Origin of the sequence: Bacillus cereus group sp. BfR-BA-01347, assembly GCF_022663835.1 — a bacterium.
Lineage (GTDB): Bacteria > Bacillota > Bacilli > Bacillales > Bacillaceae_G > Bacillus_A > Bacillus_A thuringiensis_K.
In genome coordinates this window covers 129,246-145,000 of record NZ_JAKUGG010000006.1, presented here as the reverse complement: position 1 = coordinate 145,000, position 15,755 = coordinate 129,246, and the positions used below count along the sequence as shown (strand labels likewise).

Genomic DNA, 15,755 nt, shown 5'->3' with positions numbered 1-15,755 from the left:
TTTCTCTACAATACATTGAGAAATTAGGCTTTAAATAGTAATAATAGAATTCATAAACACTGAATAATTTACACATTAGGTTTATCTGTTAATGCAGTAACAATCCTGTCCACTAAGTCTTCGGGTAATCCATATTCCTTATTAACTACAGCCTGTATACTAGCAAAAGAACTTTCATTGTATTTTGATTGCCTTTTTCCTCTACTATCTTTCTCTTTATTTATGAAGTTTTCACGAGATTCATAGTTCATCTTATCTGGTTCTTTAGCAATAGATTGATTGGTGTAAATTATAAAGATACCTAACATCATAATTACACAAATGAAAATCCCTACTAATTTAAGTCTCATTATTCATTTCCTTCCTGCAACTCTTACTGTTTCTCGTTCATAATATCTCAACCATATCAAATTCATATTAATTTGAAGTAAAATTTTGTTCTTAACATATTTCTTAATAGAAAGACTGTATATCCTTCTATTTGTTTGACATCATTAAGATGCTCACAAATAGAAATAAATTCTATTCCTATATATAGATAAATAATCTAAAAATTTATATAATAAGATCAGAAGTATAGCATATTATTATTATTGAAAGGTCTTGGTATAATGCTAGGCATTAATGTAAAAAAAACAAATGAAGAGTTAATTATTTCATGGCAATTGGCGGAGATTATAATTCCATTACGTGATGTGATTGAGGTTACCGAAGATGCTACCTATGCTGGTGTTGAAGAAGTAGATGTAATATGTATTGGAACAGCTTATGGGACAACAGACCGTATTTTAATTAAAACAGTAAAACAAAATTATGTATTGTTTACTACAAATAAAGTTGCTATTTTAAATGCCATTCACGCTTAAATATAGGAGTCTTCTTGGCTAAAATGATAAAAATAAGCACATCTTGTTATAAAAACAGATGTGCTTATTTTTTAATTTCTATGCATTTTTACGTTTTAAGAAAATCACTCCACCAACAATTAATAGTAATGCTCCTGCAACCATAGAGATCCAACTTGTAAGATTAGTACCTGTTTGTGGTAACCATCCAATTTTAGATTGAATTTCTTTCTTAAGTTGTGGTTGTTCTTTTACTTGCTCGTTAGGTTGCTCTGGTGTTGGCGTATTTTTATCTGAATTTGGTTGTTCTGGTTTAGGTTGTTCCGGCTTTACCTCTTTAAATTTCACTGTTTGCCCCTTATCTTCAATTTCAGCGTGAATAGCTACTAATATATTATCTTGATACAGTTCTTCAAATACTACTACTTCTTTACCTTGTAGTTCAGAAGCATTTAATATGAAGTCTAATGTGATAGAACCATTCTTCTCTTTAGCAGTAAACTTAGATTCTACTGTTACTTCTTTACCATCAACTAATAATGGTTTTTTTGTTGCTTTATCCATTAGTTTGCCTTTCACAACGTACTCTTTACCCACGATTAAGTCTTTGTATTCCACTTTATCTTGGATTGTTACAGATTTAGAAACGTCTAACTCTTTAGAACCATCAGCTTTGTTTGTAGCTGTCGTTTTAATGGACGGTTCTACAAATCGAACTGTTTGACCTACATCGTTAATGTCAGCGTGAGTTGCAATTACTTGACCTTCATGTAATAAGTCTTCAAACACGACTACTTCTCTTCCTTGCTGTTCAGCACCAGCGAAAGTAAAGTCTAATGTTACAAAACCGTTCTTTTCTTTTGCAGTAAACTTAGTCTCAGCTGTTACTTCTTTACCATCAATTAATAATGGTTTGTTAATAGCTTTGTTCATTAGTTTACCTTTTACAGTGTACTCTTTACCTACAACTAAGTTAGTATACTCTACTTTGTCTTGAATAGTGATAGAATCCTTTGAATGAATCTCTTTTCCACCATCAGCTTTGTTTGTAGCTGTCGTTTTTATTGATGGCTTAACGAACTTAACTGTTTGACCTTTATCATTGATATCAGCATGTGTCGTAACAACTTTTCCGTCTTTCAGTAACTCTTCGAATACTACTACTTCTTTTTCTTCTAAACCAGTTGCATCAAATGTAAAGTCTAATGTAATAGAACCATTTGCTTCTTTTGGTGTAAACTTCGTTTCAGCTGTTACTTCTTTACCATTTACAACTAATGGTTTATTAGTCTCTTTATTCATTAATTTACCTTTTAAAGTGTACTCTTTACCTACTTGTAGATCTTTGTATTCCACTTTATCTTGGATTGTTACAGACTTAGACGTGTGCATTTCTTTTGTACCATCTGTTTTATCAGTAGCTGTTGTTTTTATTGAAGGAATCTTTTCATCTTTGACAATGTGTTTAATGATTTGACCATTCTCTTTAATTTCAAAAGAGAACGTTTCTTCATTTAATACATAGCCTTTTGGTGCAATAGTTTCGTTATATGTGTATTTTCCAAATGGTAATTTTTCAAATTTAGCGATTCCTTTATCGTCTGTTTTTCCTTTTACTACTTCTTTTCCTACTTCGTTATAAATCGTAAATTCTGCATTTGGAAGCTTGTTATTTCCATCAGCCACATCTACCTTTGTAATTTCTAGATCACCTTTGATAAGATGATTAACTGCCAATAACTCAATAATCTTCCCATGTTCTTTTATTTCGAACACGATTTGTTCTTTAACAAGAACGTAACCGTTTGGAGAAGCCTTTTCTACAAATGAATATTTACCATACGCTAAATCTTTGACGTTAATCTCGCCATTTTTATCTGTCTTATATTTCCCAACTACTTTTCCACTTTCATCTTTCAATTCAAATACTGCACCTTCTAATTTTTTACTAATATCTTCATTATCTACTTTTAGTAATTTTACACTACCTTTCACTTCGGTATTTTCCACTGTAAAAGTAAGTGTTTTATTGTGCTCTTTAATTTCAAAAGGATACTTTGTTTTATTTCCAACATATCCATTAGGTGTTTTTGTCTCTAAGAAATAATATTTACCATACGTAAGACCTTCAACGTTTGCAATTCCATTTTCTTTTGTTACTACTTTTTTCACTTCTTTTCCATCTTCAGTGAAGACTGTGAATTCAACATTTGGTAAAATCTTTCCTGAATCACTAAGTTTTTTAATTTCGATGTTACCTTTTACTTTGTTATTTACTATTTGGACAGCTCCTGTTTCTCCTGTCTTAACTTCAATAGTTTGTGGTTTATCATCTGAAACATAGCCTGTTGGTGCTTTAATTTCTTTTAATGTGTAAGTACCAATTGGTAAGTTGTTTAATTCTGCCATACCATCAGCACCAGTCGTGATTTTTCCGACTGATTCATTATTTGTATTAAAGACCTCAAATACTGCACCAGCTAAAACTTCTCCATTTTCTCCAACCTTTTTAATTTTTAAAGAACCAGCTGCTTCCCAATTTACTGCAAGATCACTACTAAGCTTTTCTTCATTTCTTTCTAATAGTACTGTAGCATTCTGAACAGTATCCGTACCACGGTAAGCAATTGCTTGAACTTTAGTTAAATTAGCAGCAACACTTAAATTAAATTCACCCGTTTTTGTATTCTTAGGAATTTGGATACGAAATTTTTCTCCAACTGAAAGCTGATCTTTCACTTCTCCATTTTCACTAACAATTCTAACTCCATTAGGTGCATTTTTCGCTACTACCTTATAAGAACCACTCTTAGCATTTGTTTGTACTGAATATAGATTTGTTTCGAAGAATTCACCCTTTAATTCTGCTTTTTGCTTTTCAGCAGGAATCACATTCATAAAAACATCTTGAGTCTCTTCACTATTATTAGCATTACTAATAATAGCCTTAGCTGCTTTTTCAACATTTTTATTCTCATGTTTTAATTCATTTACATCGAGTTGACCTAATGCATTCCAAACCGCAAGTTGCGTTGCATAATGCGCTTCATTTTTATTAGCTACTCCCAGCTGTTCAGCACTTTTTTGCGGGAAACCATTTAATAAGACTCTATATACTACATTATCTGTTTTCCCCATTTCAGGAAGATCTTCACCATTTGGTGATTTTAATCCAAGAGTTAAGCAATAAGCAATTTGACCACTTGAATTTTTAATCATTTCAGTGCGAATGTACTTAGCTAGACTGTTACTATAACTCCAGTCCATTGAATATTTCTCATGCGTCATAACCTCTGCACTAGCCCTAGGTAAAAATACATTAAGGAATAATACCAGTACTGATAATAATGTAAAAACTCTTATAATGACTCTCTTACCCAATTTTGTAACCTCCCTAGAATAAATTAATTCGAGTATATATCGCAATATCTAAAACATTCACGATCGACCCAATTATCATTATAAAACAATAAATTACAAATATTAAATAATTTTAATAAAATAGTCAAAAAATTTACACATTTTATTATTTATCAAGTTTTTTAACGAATTTACTATATACAAATTCTAAAACATGCCTACAATTTAAAAGACAAATATGTATGTTAAATATATAAATAGCAATTCCTTTACTCCAATTATTAAGCTTTCCCCCTATTAAAAATAGCCTTTTCACTTTCTTATTAATCTGAGTAATTTATACACCTCTTTTAATCTATTACACTCCTCCATTTAAATATAAAGGTGACTTCTTGTTCAAAGAATAAAGTGAAACTTTAATCCGCCCGATTCCCCTCTAACTTCTTTGCTTTCATTGAATTTTTGGGCGGGAGTCTTACTGCCCAAAAATAGCGGGATATATTATGCAATATTGCATTTGATAATCATTTTCGATGTAACTATAATGATTACAGGATTACTATTAATCCAATATTCTACATGGAGGTTTTATTATGTTTAAAAAAATTATTGTATCTTCTATGGCGCTTACTATGTTCGGTGGAGCTGCAACTATGCTAGAGGCACCTACTGCTCAAGCAGCTTCTTATAACTTAACGTCATCCTCTTACTTTGATGTCACTCCTGAAGAGGCCGTGGCTTTCTATCAATCTCAAGACTATAAAAAATTAAAAGTATTTTTGGATGACTTTGAAGCTAAAAACCCTTATACTCCAGGTGGAGGCTACGCTCAAGGGAGTGTACGTATGCAAAAATTCAACGATGCTCTTAGAGATGCCAAATTAACAAATGTCTACCAAGAATTTATTAGAATCTCATACTACAATCATTATCCAGAACCAAAATAATAACAACGGATAAAATGTTTATTATTTCTATAACTTAGTCTAATTTTAAATGTATAACCTAAAAATAATTACTAAAAACCACTCATATAAGAGTGGTTTTTCTATTTCCCCATATAATGTAGCTAAATGTTACATCATCTTTATTTTAATATCTTTTATAGTAGACATTCTCTCGTTGACACAATCTAGTAGGTTAGCAATGGGGATATCAAAATATATTTATAATTATTTTCTGTTTAATAGCAAAAAACGAACACCCTCTCACAATTAGATAAGGTGCTCGTTTTCATTTTTATCGGTAATTCTCAATTCATTTTAGCTTCTTTCCAATAAGCAAAGATTAAATTAACTTAAAAACAAAGCGTTTTAAATTTAATTCATAGATCTTACTGAAACTTGGAATTGCCCCTTAGAACCATCATCATTTGAAACGTAAATTTTATATGTTCCATTCGGTAATGGAGATAAAGCATTCCGTACATTTGTAACATTAATTTGTTGTTCTCCAGGTTTTATATAACCACCAACAATTAGCTCTGTATTTGGACCTTTTACACTATATCCCATTGTATTTTGACCATTATTTTTCATAGAGAAGCTTAAGTCAGTACTCCCATCATATACGAAAGAAGTTACAGCCTCGCCGCTATAATCCATTGTTTGAGTTAATAATAAGTCTGCAGAAACATGTTCAACTAAATGAATTGGATCATTCGTTTTGTGTACTTCTTCAGCATAAGTATTATTCCCTAACACACCAAGTGTTAATGCTGAAACTACTCCACAACTAAGCACTAGTTTATTTAACTTCATTTTAAGTTCCCCCTTGATGTTTGTATTCTATTACCATCATACATCCTTTTTTAAGTGCGTTTTTATGTAATAATTCATATCTATAAACCTATATATTTTAACCTTTCACCTTAATAGTTATTGAGAAAGCCACATAGATAAAGCTACAATATTACACTTCATAAAAAACATGTAAATTTTAAAGTCTTTTTCTAACAAAGTTTTATACGAGTAAGTACCAAAATAATCAAATAAATAGCATTTCTATTTCAGATAAAATGTACTAATAAAATTTTTCTAAAATTTCACTTTGTAATTTGATATATTCCATGTTAATATAACGAAGGCTACAAAACAGGAGTCACCACGCATATCATTTTCACAGAATATTCATACTTAAAAAGACTTATTTTATCAGTAACTCAATCCAAATTTCACCTATACAAAAGTTAGTTTATGATTTCATATGTACATAAATTTAAATAGATTTTTTATCTATTATTTTTTTCTATTTTCCTTATCAATTTTAATACGAGTAATATAACAGCACTTTTCAAGTACCCTTCCTTTTTTAGATAAAAAGTCTACTAATACTAAACATCTATGTCCAACTCATACATAATTCTACTTACAAACTATCGGAGATGCAAAACTATGGGAATTTCTACTCTTTTATTAAATACCTTTATTATAATAATTTGTATCCTTAGCTATCACGTATTTTGGCTAGAGTTTAAAGAAAAAATAACATGTAATAATATGTTATTTTCTATCCTTTCCTCCATTGCTATTATTTTTTGTATGACTTTTCCTTTTCATTTACATGTCGGATTTATTTATGATTTACGTTTTATTCCTATAATATTGGTTTTTCTATATGGAAATACAAAAAACATTGTTTTTATAGGAATTTTATATCTTTCTTATCGGTTTTACTTAGGCGGAAATGGCGTTCTTCCATCATTTATTATCTTCACTATTATTTTGGGTATAACAATGCTCTTTCGTTACTTATTACCTATGTATTTTAAAGAAAAAAAGATATCACTTAGCTTACTTCTTATTTTAGTATGTACAGCTTCACTTTCTATTTGCGGTATTGTAACTCAAATAAATACAGGAGGTAAAATAGACTCTACTCTCATAGAATTTTTATTAAATTATATAGTCATTAATATTTTCACATTATTATTATCAGTTTATTTTATAGAGGAGATGATTGAGAAATATAAAATGAAAGAAAAACTGCAACGGGCTGAAAAATTTTATATAGCTAGCGAACTAGCAGCTTCAATTGCACACGAAATCCACAATCCACTAACCACGGTACATGGATTCACTCAATTATTAAATGAAAAACATGCCTCTACGCCTTCTCAGGATCAATACTTAGAAATCATGTTAATTGAAATGCAGCAAATACAATCTACTATTAATAACTATTTATCTTTAACCAAACCACAGAACACCCTAAAAGAAAAAATAGATATTAATCACATTTTAAATCAGGTGAAAGATACTATTTCACCACTCGCTCTATCATACAAAGTTGAAATCAAACAAAATAGTACAGATTCCTTTTATATAAATGGGGACCCCGAAAAATTCAAACTCTGTCTAAACAACATCATCCAAAACGGAATTGAAGCTATGAAAAATGGTGGATTATTACAAATAAATATACAAAAAGTAAAAGGAAATATCATAATTGATATTATTGATTCAGGAATTGGGATGTCATCTCAACAAATAAAACGAATTGCTTTGCCATTCTATTCAACAACAGAAAAAGGAACTGGGCTTGGTACTATGATTGCTTATAGTATTATTAGAGAATTAAACGGAGATATAGAAATAGAGAGTGAATTAGGGAAAGGGACACGCTTTTCTATTAGTATCCCTTGCTAACGTGATAACAATTTTCTGTTTAGTTAATTACATAAGCGCATTTTAAGAATCCCGTTAGCTAGCTTATTTATTAATTATCTTAAATTTATGTGTGTTAATTAAAACTAATAAGGATCAGAGCTTATCTATTGTTACAGATATACTCTGATCCTTTAGTTTAATTCAATTAAAAACACTTAATATTTATAACTTTTCTTACATCGTGATGAAATATTAGTTCATCGATTTTATCTCATTTACTGATTAGACTTGTTTAATGTAAATATAATATCTCGCGACACTTAATTTGTTATTATCATTAGGGACATTTCCTGCAGTTGTTTTTTCATTAAAGTACAGACCTTTTTCCATTCATTGAAAAAGGCAACTACCCTTTTACTACTTCACTTCCACCGTATAATTCCCTGTCCCCCCGCCATACTGATACACATGTAAATAATATTTTCCAGGATACGTGTAGTAACTACCTACTAGTTTATTCCCTTGTTGCTGAGCATACGTAACATAATTATTTAAATCTGCTTCAGAATAAAGTACCCAGTTCATTCCAATATTATTTTCATTCGTTACGTTAATTTGAAGATTTTTAGCAGTCTCCACATTAATTTCAAAGAAGTCACTTGTATCGCCATTTCCTAAACTAGCACGTAAAACTTGATTTAACTGCAGTTTGTTTGCTGTTTGGAATGAGTTATTCGGTTCTTTTTCTACACTGTTATCTTCTTTCTTTTGAACAGTTACAGTCGCTGTAGCAGTATTAGTTGCTCCTTTATCGTCTGTTACCGTTAATTTCGTCGTATACGTTCCTTCTTTTGTATATACGTGAATTGGATTTTGCTCATTACTTACTGCTCCATCACCAAACTCCCATTTATATGAAGTAATTTTCCCATCTTCATCTTTTGATCCGTCGCTTTTAAATGAAATTGCTTCATTTACATTTCCACTATACGGACCGTTTATAACTGCAACTGGTGCTTTATTCTCTGCACCTTCTTCTGTATTAATACCGTGGAACACAACATCATATTCAAATTGTCCTGATGCATTCACGCGATAATTTACGAAGTATGCTGTTACTGTTTTATAGCCTGTCCATTCCTTTGCACTTAAACGTTTTAACGTATCATTAACGTTTTGTGTAATTGTTTTCCAATCTTCATATTCTCCTTTTACTGTAGTTCCTGTATATGTTCCTTGTAGTGTGAATGTATTAAAGAACTGTGATTTATTTTTCTTCACTGATACATTTTTCAATTTTGCTTCCGCTGTTATTTCTGCCGCAATATCTGAAACTCGCTTCGATGCATGATTCGCTAAATAATCGTCTGATACTAATGGCACATTATATTTCTCACGATTATCAACTAGCATTTGCATATAATCTTGATATTCTTTATTTAAATTCGCATCTTTACTTAATGTAGAGCGATATGCATCATATGCTGTTACATCATTTTTCCTAATAAGATCATGTATTTTATCGAACATATCATATCTCTTATTGTACATATACGATTGTAAAGCAAAGGAATAATTATAGAAATCCCACGTTCCATACTTTGCATTTAACGTTCGCTCTGCCGTATAACGCTCTGCTGGATTTGAAGATAATCCTCCTATAATACTCTTTCTCGGTACAACATTATCCGTTCTCGTTGCCCCTGCAAAAAATTCAGCATTCCCTTCTTCAAACCAAGATAACCTTTCATTTTCATATATTTTCCCTTGTCCCCATAACCCTGGTACTTCATATCTACCTTGTAAATAATGCGTGAACTCGTGTCTGAATAATTCTTCTAAACTATAAATACTTTCTTCTAGCGTACGCTCATAAGTAAAGAACGTACCTGTTCCTTCTATATAAAGACCACCGTTATTCGTTTCATAACCGTACAATTGACGATTAAATTGATATTCTGCTGGGCTATTATAAATAACCATCGTTAATACATCATCAGGATTTCCTTTTTCTAAAGGTTGATCACTTTCAACCGTACGATGGAATTGTGCCTTCACTTCTTTTGCCGCCCAATATAAACGTTTTACTTTTTCTTCTGTCACTTTATCTCCAGCTTTTAAAACAATTGCCCCATCATCAAACGTATACGTTTTTGGCAAATATTTTTTCTTTCCCTCTTCTCTTATTTGATCTAAATTCACCACGTTACCATTTGCATCTTTTCCGCCATAATTCGTTGCGATTTGCTCAGCAGCTACGAAATATTGCTCCCCTAAATACGGGTAAATTTTCATCGCATCTGTTACAACTTGTAACCCTTTCGTTCCTGTATTATGGAACATACCGAGTCTACCTGTATAATAAATGCCATTATTAATAAGCCAACCGTTTTTTTCTGTAATCGTTCCCATTAATGCAAAACGACTTAGTTCATTAATATAACTATCTATTTTCTGATACCATACTGTATCTTTCGGTTCTTTCCTCGTATCGTACAAATACGATTGAATGTCGTAATCAATACCTTGCATAATATCGTAAATAGCATTTCCAGCTGAAAGATTATCTACTAATGTAGAAAAATTATCATTATATTGTTTAAAAATCTTTGCAGCCGATGTTATCGTTTCCACATCGCTCGAAGCGTTTCCTATCAACTTTCCGTATGATGATACCACTCTATTTTGCTCTAATGTACCCAGCTTGAAATTTGAGTTGTTAGCTATCGCTTTTAATGCGGGTAAGCATTTATCATGATAACCCCGTTCATTTAATTTACTAAGTTCCGAATTATAAAATCCTAAATAAAATCCTGAACGTAATACCTCCACTAATGTCTCAATCCCTTTTGAATCATCCTTCGTATAGGCTTGTCCTTGCTGCTTCAATTTATCAATAATCGCCTGCATCCTACTATCATTTTGATAGAATGCTAGACTGTCTGTATTAAACTGAAATAGCCCCGTAATTTGCTCCCAATCAATTGTTACAAGTAAATCTACTAACTGCTGATTGCTTAATTGATTTAATTCAGCAATTGTATAAGTTTTCGCTACAGCTAATTGCTTACTTTCTTTTTTCACCTCAGGTGGTCTTTGTGATAAATCGGCAAATTGTAGCCTTTTCTCAAAAGACTTGCTTTCGAGCACTTTCGATGAATGAGCTAATTCTTGTACTAGTAGTTGTACACCGACTGGCTCCATTTTGAGCACATTTCGATAAGAAACTTGCTCTCCCTTAGTATCTTCTGCCAAACTTCCCCCTTGAAAACTCCCTAACATTAAACTAGCAAAACTTACCCCTACTAACATTTTCTTTGAATAGCCTTTCATGCTCTCCCCTACCTTACATTTTTAGTGTCCCGCTCCATTATTTTACTATTTTCACTTTATGTCCTGTATTGAGAAAAAATAAGGTAACGTTCACACATGTATTCATTCCATGTAAAATTAACGCTTGACTTTCCGTACATTTTATATCAAAAAAAGATAGATAATAGCAAAATTCCTGCTACATCTATCCTCATTTTCAACACTATGATTTTAACTTTATAAACGTAACTTCCGGTAATGTTTGCATATGCTGAATAAACTCATTCTGTTCTTCTGACGATATATTTTTCAGTTGCATCCCTATCTTATAAACAGTTTCTGTACCTTGCTGTGAAGCTTCCACCTCATATGAGAGTATTGGGATGCCTTTCACTTGTAGTGTTTCCAATACTTGTTGTACCGCTTCATGTTTGTTTACAAACATTTGCACTGTAATATTTTGTGGAAATAAAAATTGCACCTTAAAAATACGACTTACAATTTCTAAACCAATTAAAACGAGAATCGTCGCTCCAATGCCTACTACATACATTCCTGCTCCAATTGCTAATCCTATGCCGGCAGTAGCCCATAAACCAGCCGCGGTCGTTAATCCTTTCACCGCCTGCTTTTGAATAATAATTGTGCCTGCACCTAAAAAACCAACTCCACTAACGACTTGCGCTGCAATCCGACTTGGGTCTAGAGACGTATGCTCTTCATACACAATATCTGAAAAGGCATATTTCGAAACAACCATTATTAACGCACTTCCTACCGCTACGAGGAAATGAGTCTTTAATCCAGCTTCTTTCGATCGAATTTCTCTTTCAATACCAATCATTGCTCCTAACAAGCCAGCAACACCGATTCGTATAATAAAATCAAAATCTACACTCACGGGCACTTCCCCCTTTCATTCATTATAGATAGATAAAACAAAAATTATCACAAATATCCACTTATCAATATGAAAGAATATCACTAAAATAAACTTAATACTCCGACCGTTTTATGTTAATATTTTAAATATTAACATAAAATAAATAACTCCTAATTTTAAACCTTCACTAATTTTCTAAAAAACCAAAGGTGGATTACATGAAATTAGGTTGAGAAATTCCGGAAAACGCTTTCATTTTGTGTCATAATTTTTTATAAAAACTACATAAATAAAGGAGCTTACTAACAATGAACGTCTCGTTACTTACACCTACTACTGATTTACAAGAAGAATACTTAGATTTCTATAACGAATGGAAAGATAGCGATGAAAAAATGATCCCGTGGGTTATCTCAAAAAATCCTGCCAACTTCCCAGCTATGGTTCAAGAACTTCTCGATGCGCATAACGGAATAAATATCCCTGAAACTTGGGTACCAGACTCTACATATTGGCTTGTTACAGATGAAAATAAAATTGTGGGAGTTGTTAATATACGTCATAGTTTAACCGAACATTTATTTAACGCTGGCGGTCATATTGGTTATGGCATTCGCCCTTCTGAAAGAAGAAAAGGTTATGCTACGAAGTTACTAGCATTATCATTAGAAAAAACGAAGGAATTAGACATCACGAAAGTACTTGTCGTTTGCGACGCAGTGAATACCGCTTCTGAAAAAACAATTTTACATAACGGCGGGATTCGTAATGATGATTTCACTGAGGAAGATGGGAATGTAGTAAGAAGATATTGGATTGAGCTATGAATGATCACAAAAAAGCGAGAAAGTGATTATACACTTTCTCGCTTCTTTTACACTGCTTCTATTTCAAACTGCACTGTAATACCACTTGGATCTACCACCGCAAACCCATTTGTAGTTTCATTTATTTCATGTTGTTTTTCTATTAATCTTTCTTTCACTTCATCTAATGCTTCTTTATGCGGTAGTACAATCGCATATACCTTTAGTCCAGTTGCATGTACTGGTGGATGTGGATTGTTTACTCCGTTCCACGTATTTGCACCAATATGGTGATGATATCCCCCTGCTGAAATAAATAAGCAATCCTCTTCACGCTGTTGTACTTCAAAACCTACTGTTTCCACATAAAATTCATGTGATTTCTCTACATTAGCTATTCGTAAATGTACGTGCCCAACGACAGTATTAGCAGGCAAACCAGCAAACTCATAATCAACAAGTGTTGCCAATTCTTTTAAATCAAGTGGTGTACTTCCTCCTGGCCCTTCTCCCCATCGATCGCGCGGACGGTCTGCATAAATTTCAATACCATTCCCCTCTAAATCTTGCAAATAAAAAGCTTCGCTATATGTATGATCACTTGCACTATTAAACCTTGAAATTGGTAAAATTTCATTTGAATATGTATAACGCCCTTCTTGCTCAGCCGGGCTGTCAATTACATTCTTATTACGAAGAACCCCAAATAGCGCAGAAGCAAAAGCTTCACGAGTCGGAACTAAAAAGGCTACATGATATATACCAGTCGTACGCGGTTCTTGCAGTACCCCTTCCTCTAACTTTTCAAGAACAAGTAACGCGTTCTTTCCACCTTTTCCAGATAAATATGCTTTATTTTCCTCTTGCTTAATTACTTCTAAGCCTACAACATTTTCATAAAAAGCAATTTGACGCTCTAAATCTTTCACTTTAAATTCAACATGACCAATACGTGTTTTCGGATGAATTTGTACCATGAATAACTTCATCTCCTTATCCCTATATTTCCCCATTACATATAACCGTTACTATGAAGGATACAAGTAAAATCATCCTATGTAAATAATAAAAGTCAGAATTTACATACATTTTTATTTTCATAATAAAAAATGCACCTCCAATTGTTAGACTGTGTCTAACAATTGGGGTGCACTTCATTTTAACTTTTAGAAAAGGTGGCTTTTTAACTCTTATCTCATTTTATGTACTTCAGCAACTAGCTTTCCACCCTGAATGCCCATATAAAGCTTCACAGGTGCATCATTCGTATTTTCAAATACTAAATCTAAATATGGATATGCAATTGTAGCATCTCTTCCTTGTGGAACATAACCTACCGTTTTAGAATGTGTAGTTCTCTCCACCATTTTCAGGCCAGCTTGATCTGCTGCATTGTATAAAGTTGAAGATGTTTGACAAACACCACCGCCATATCCATCTACTAATTTACCATCAACTATTTCTTTCCCTAATTGATATCCTTTATCTGGTGTTGTATCACCGATTAATGAATTAAAAGAGAAACGGTCTCCTTTTGCTAGCACAACTCCATTTATGCTCGCTGCTGACAAACGAATATTCTCAATACGGCCACCTGTTGAACCACCTAAGTTCGTTTCATATCTACCAATTACCGTACCATTTCCTTGCGCATCACTTAATGTTGCGACTGGTTTTTTCTCCACGATCGGCAACTGATACGTAGCATCCCACATACCAACATTTAACAATTTATCTACTAATTCTTTTTCCATTAATTCATAAGAAGGTTTTCCTTCTTGCCAACTTCCATCAAGTGCTATACGTGAAGGAACCATTTTTTTGTCGACGCTTTTTCCAATCTCACCAACAACCTTTGTTACAGACTTTTTAAATTTCGCTTCATCTTCAAAATAGCCTAAACTAGATAAATCTAATTTTTTCACTTCAGTACCAGTTCGACCATCAACTAAACTAATAGTATTCTGCACTTCTGCTTTAGCCTCTACAGTGTGCCCACCAATATCACTTACCAATGCAACATCACTTACTTTTGCACCACAGCCACTCATTATAGCTACACATAACACCCCAACTAATATACCCTTTACTTTACGGAACAATATACTCTCTCCCTTTCCCCAACATCACTATTATGTATTTATTTCATTTTTATGTATGTTTTGTTACAATCATTTTACAATATGTTTATAAAATGTTACAAGTTATTTTTCACTCTATATAAATTACTCTTTTCTTTTACAAATGTCTATACATATTTACATAAAAGTTTGAGCTTGATAGAATTGTAACTTTTATGTAAACTCCCCTTTTATCCAGTATATACCATTAACCAAAAGAAATACAAATTAAAAACCCTCAAGCTATTTTTTATAAAGTGAAACTTTAATCAGTGGGAGTCTTACTGCCCAGCAAATAGCACGATAAAGAGAAATCCCTCAATATAAATAGGTATTTGCCGTGTCACCGCTCCGCTTTTGCACATACATTATGGTGAATTCAACCTATTTTAAAGAAATGGAGGATGTTATTATGTATCCCTACAATCCATATGATCCATATAATCAATATGCGTACCAACAACCACAGTATGACTTACAAGCACAATACCAATCTTATATAGATCAAGCAGAGCAAACGAATTCATATGACCAAAATAGACAATTCCAACTTCCAATCTCTTTTCCTGGCACTGGAAATCGTCAATTAGAAAGACGCGTAAATGAGCTTGAACAAAGAGTACGTCGACTAGAAAATACAGTTGAGCGCCATACACGTAGACTAAACCGCTTAAACCAACGTTTACGCACAGTAGAAAACAGACTAAACATTCCATTCGCAGCATTAGAAGACGGATTTTAATCGAGAAAATAAAAATTATATAAGGAAGGGGCTCCCCCTTCCTTATATAAATTGACGAAAGTTTTTTCCATCTCTATAC

At 32.5% G+C, this 15,755-nt stretch carries 11 protein-coding genes and 1 pseudogene; 5 read left to right on the top strand and 7 right to left on the bottom strand.

Annotation, left to right across the window (positions count from 1 at the left end):
- Window positions 1-116 precede the first annotated feature (116 nt).
- A pseudogene (locus MR143_RS12245) lies at window positions 117-350 on the bottom strand (hypothetical protein); the annotation flags it as partial.
- A 261-nt stretch (window positions 351-611) separates the two neighbouring features.
- On the opposite strand from MR143_RS12245, the gene MR143_RS12240 reads away from it, so the two are divergent.
- The gene (locus MR143_RS12240) at window positions 612-866 is read left to right on the top strand and encodes a SunI/YnzG family protein (protein ID WP_061884458.1); all 255 of its coding nucleotides are present in this window, start codon (window positions 612-614) and stop codon (window positions 864-866) included.
- A 78-nt stretch (window positions 867-944) separates the two neighbouring features.
- Here the strand turns inward: MR143_RS12240 and MR143_RS12235 are convergent, their stop codons facing one another.
- The gene (locus MR143_RS12235; protein ID WP_242280786.1) at window positions 945-4,226 is read right to left on the bottom strand and encodes a VaFE repeat-containing surface-anchored protein; all 3,282 of its coding nucleotides are present in this window, start codon (window positions 4,224-4,226) and stop codon (window positions 945-947) included.
- 572 nt (window positions 4,227-4,798) lie between these two features.
- On the opposite strand from MR143_RS12235, the gene MR143_RS12230 reads away from it, so the two are divergent.
- Window positions 4,799-5,152, top strand: coding sequence for a hypothetical protein (locus MR143_RS12230; RefSeq protein WP_000473480.1), 354 nt, complete (start codon window positions 4,799-4,801; stop codon window positions 5,150-5,152).
- Window positions 5,153-5,524: 372 nt separating this feature from the next.
- Here MR143_RS12230 and MR143_RS12225 read toward each other — a convergent pair whose 3' ends face one another.
- Window positions 5,525-5,965 carry a hypothetical protein gene (locus MR143_RS12225; protein WP_000773515.1) on the bottom strand — a complete coding sequence of 147 codons (441 nt, stop codon included), beginning with the start codon at window positions 5,963-5,965 and terminating at the stop codon, window positions 5,525-5,527.
- A gap of 633 nt (window positions 5,966-6,598) precedes the next feature.
- Here MR143_RS12225 and MR143_RS12220 point away from each other — a divergent pair.
- Window positions 6,599-7,852 (top strand): ATP-binding protein, encoded by a 1,254-nt coding sequence (locus tag MR143_RS12220; protein ID WP_199717646.1) that lies wholly within the window; start codon window positions 6,599-6,601, stop codon window positions 7,850-7,852.
- Between the two features lie 378 nt (window positions 7,853-8,230).
- Here MR143_RS12220 and colA read toward each other — a convergent pair whose 3' ends face one another.
- Together colA and MR143_RS12210 are read right to left on the bottom strand one after the other, a co-directional pair.
- Complete coding sequence (gene colA / locus MR143_RS12215; protein WP_199717647.1) at window positions 8,231-11,146, bottom strand: collagenase ColA; 2,916 nt, start codon at window positions 11,144-11,146, stop codon at window positions 8,231-8,233.
- Between the two features lie 202 nt (window positions 11,147-11,348).
- On the bottom strand, window positions 11,349-12,026 hold the full coding sequence (locus MR143_RS12210; RefSeq protein ID WP_000109731.1) for an MgtC/SapB family protein: 678 nt from the start codon (window positions 12,024-12,026) through the stop codon (window positions 11,349-11,351).
- Window positions 12,027-12,316: 290 nt separating this feature from the next.
- Between MR143_RS12210 and MR143_RS12205 the strand changes: the two genes are divergently transcribed.
- Window positions 12,317-12,835: a GNAT family N-acetyltransferase gene (locus MR143_RS12205; protein WP_089148871.1), complete on the top strand. Its 519-nt coding sequence runs from the start codon at window positions 12,317-12,319 to the stop codon at window positions 12,833-12,835.
- 47 nt (window positions 12,836-12,882) lie between these two features.
- On the opposite strand, the gene MR143_RS12200 is transcribed toward MR143_RS12205, so the two are convergent.
- Together MR143_RS12200 and MR143_RS12195 are read right to left on the bottom strand one after the other, a co-directional pair.
- Window positions 12,883-13,791: a VOC family protein gene (locus tag MR143_RS12200; RefSeq protein ID WP_061884464.1), complete on the bottom strand. Its 909-nt coding sequence runs from the start codon at window positions 13,789-13,791 to the stop codon at window positions 12,883-12,885.
- Between the two features lie 213 nt (window positions 13,792-14,004).
- Window positions 14,005-14,916 carry a VanW family protein gene (locus MR143_RS12195; protein WP_242280785.1) on the bottom strand — a complete coding sequence of 304 codons (912 nt, stop codon included), beginning with the start codon at window positions 14,914-14,916 and terminating at the stop codon, window positions 14,005-14,007.
- A 430-nt stretch (window positions 14,917-15,346) separates the two neighbouring features.
- Between MR143_RS12195 and MR143_RS12190 the strand changes: the two genes are divergently transcribed.
- On the top strand, window positions 15,347-15,676 hold the full coding sequence (locus MR143_RS12190; protein ID WP_000283713.1) for a hypothetical protein: 330 nt from the start codon (window positions 15,347-15,349) through the stop codon (window positions 15,674-15,676).
- Window positions 15,677-15,755: the final 79 nt, after the last annotated feature.

Coding starts and splice junctions, on each gene's coding strand:
- MR143_RS12225 (WP_000773515.1), bottom strand. CDS start 5,965: ATGAAGTTAAATAAACTAGTGCTTAGTTGTGGAGTAGTTTCAGCATTA.
- colA (WP_199717647.1), bottom strand. CDS start 11,146: ATGAAAGGCTATTCAAAGAAAATGTTAGTAGGGGTAAGTTTTGCTAGT.
- MR143_RS12220 (WP_199717646.1), top strand. CDS start 6,599: ATGGGAATTTCTACTCTTTTATTAAATACCTTTATTATAATAATTTGT.
- MR143_RS12240 (WP_061884458.1), top strand. CDS start 612: ATGCTAGGCATTAATGTAAAAAAAACAAATGAAGAGTTAATTATTTCA.
- MR143_RS12230 (WP_000473480.1), top strand. CDS start 4,799: ATGTTTAAAAAAATTATTGTATCTTCTATGGCGCTTACTATGTTCGGT.
- MR143_RS12200 (WP_061884464.1), bottom strand. CDS start 13,791: ATGGTACAAATTCATCCGAAAACACGTATTGGTCATGTTGAATTTAAA.
- MR143_RS12205 (WP_089148871.1), top strand. CDS start 12,317: ATGAACGTCTCGTTACTTACACCTACTACTGATTTACAAGAAGAATAC.
- MR143_RS12190 (WP_000283713.1), top strand. CDS start 15,347: ATGTATCCCTACAATCCATATGATCCATATAATCAATATGCGTACCAA.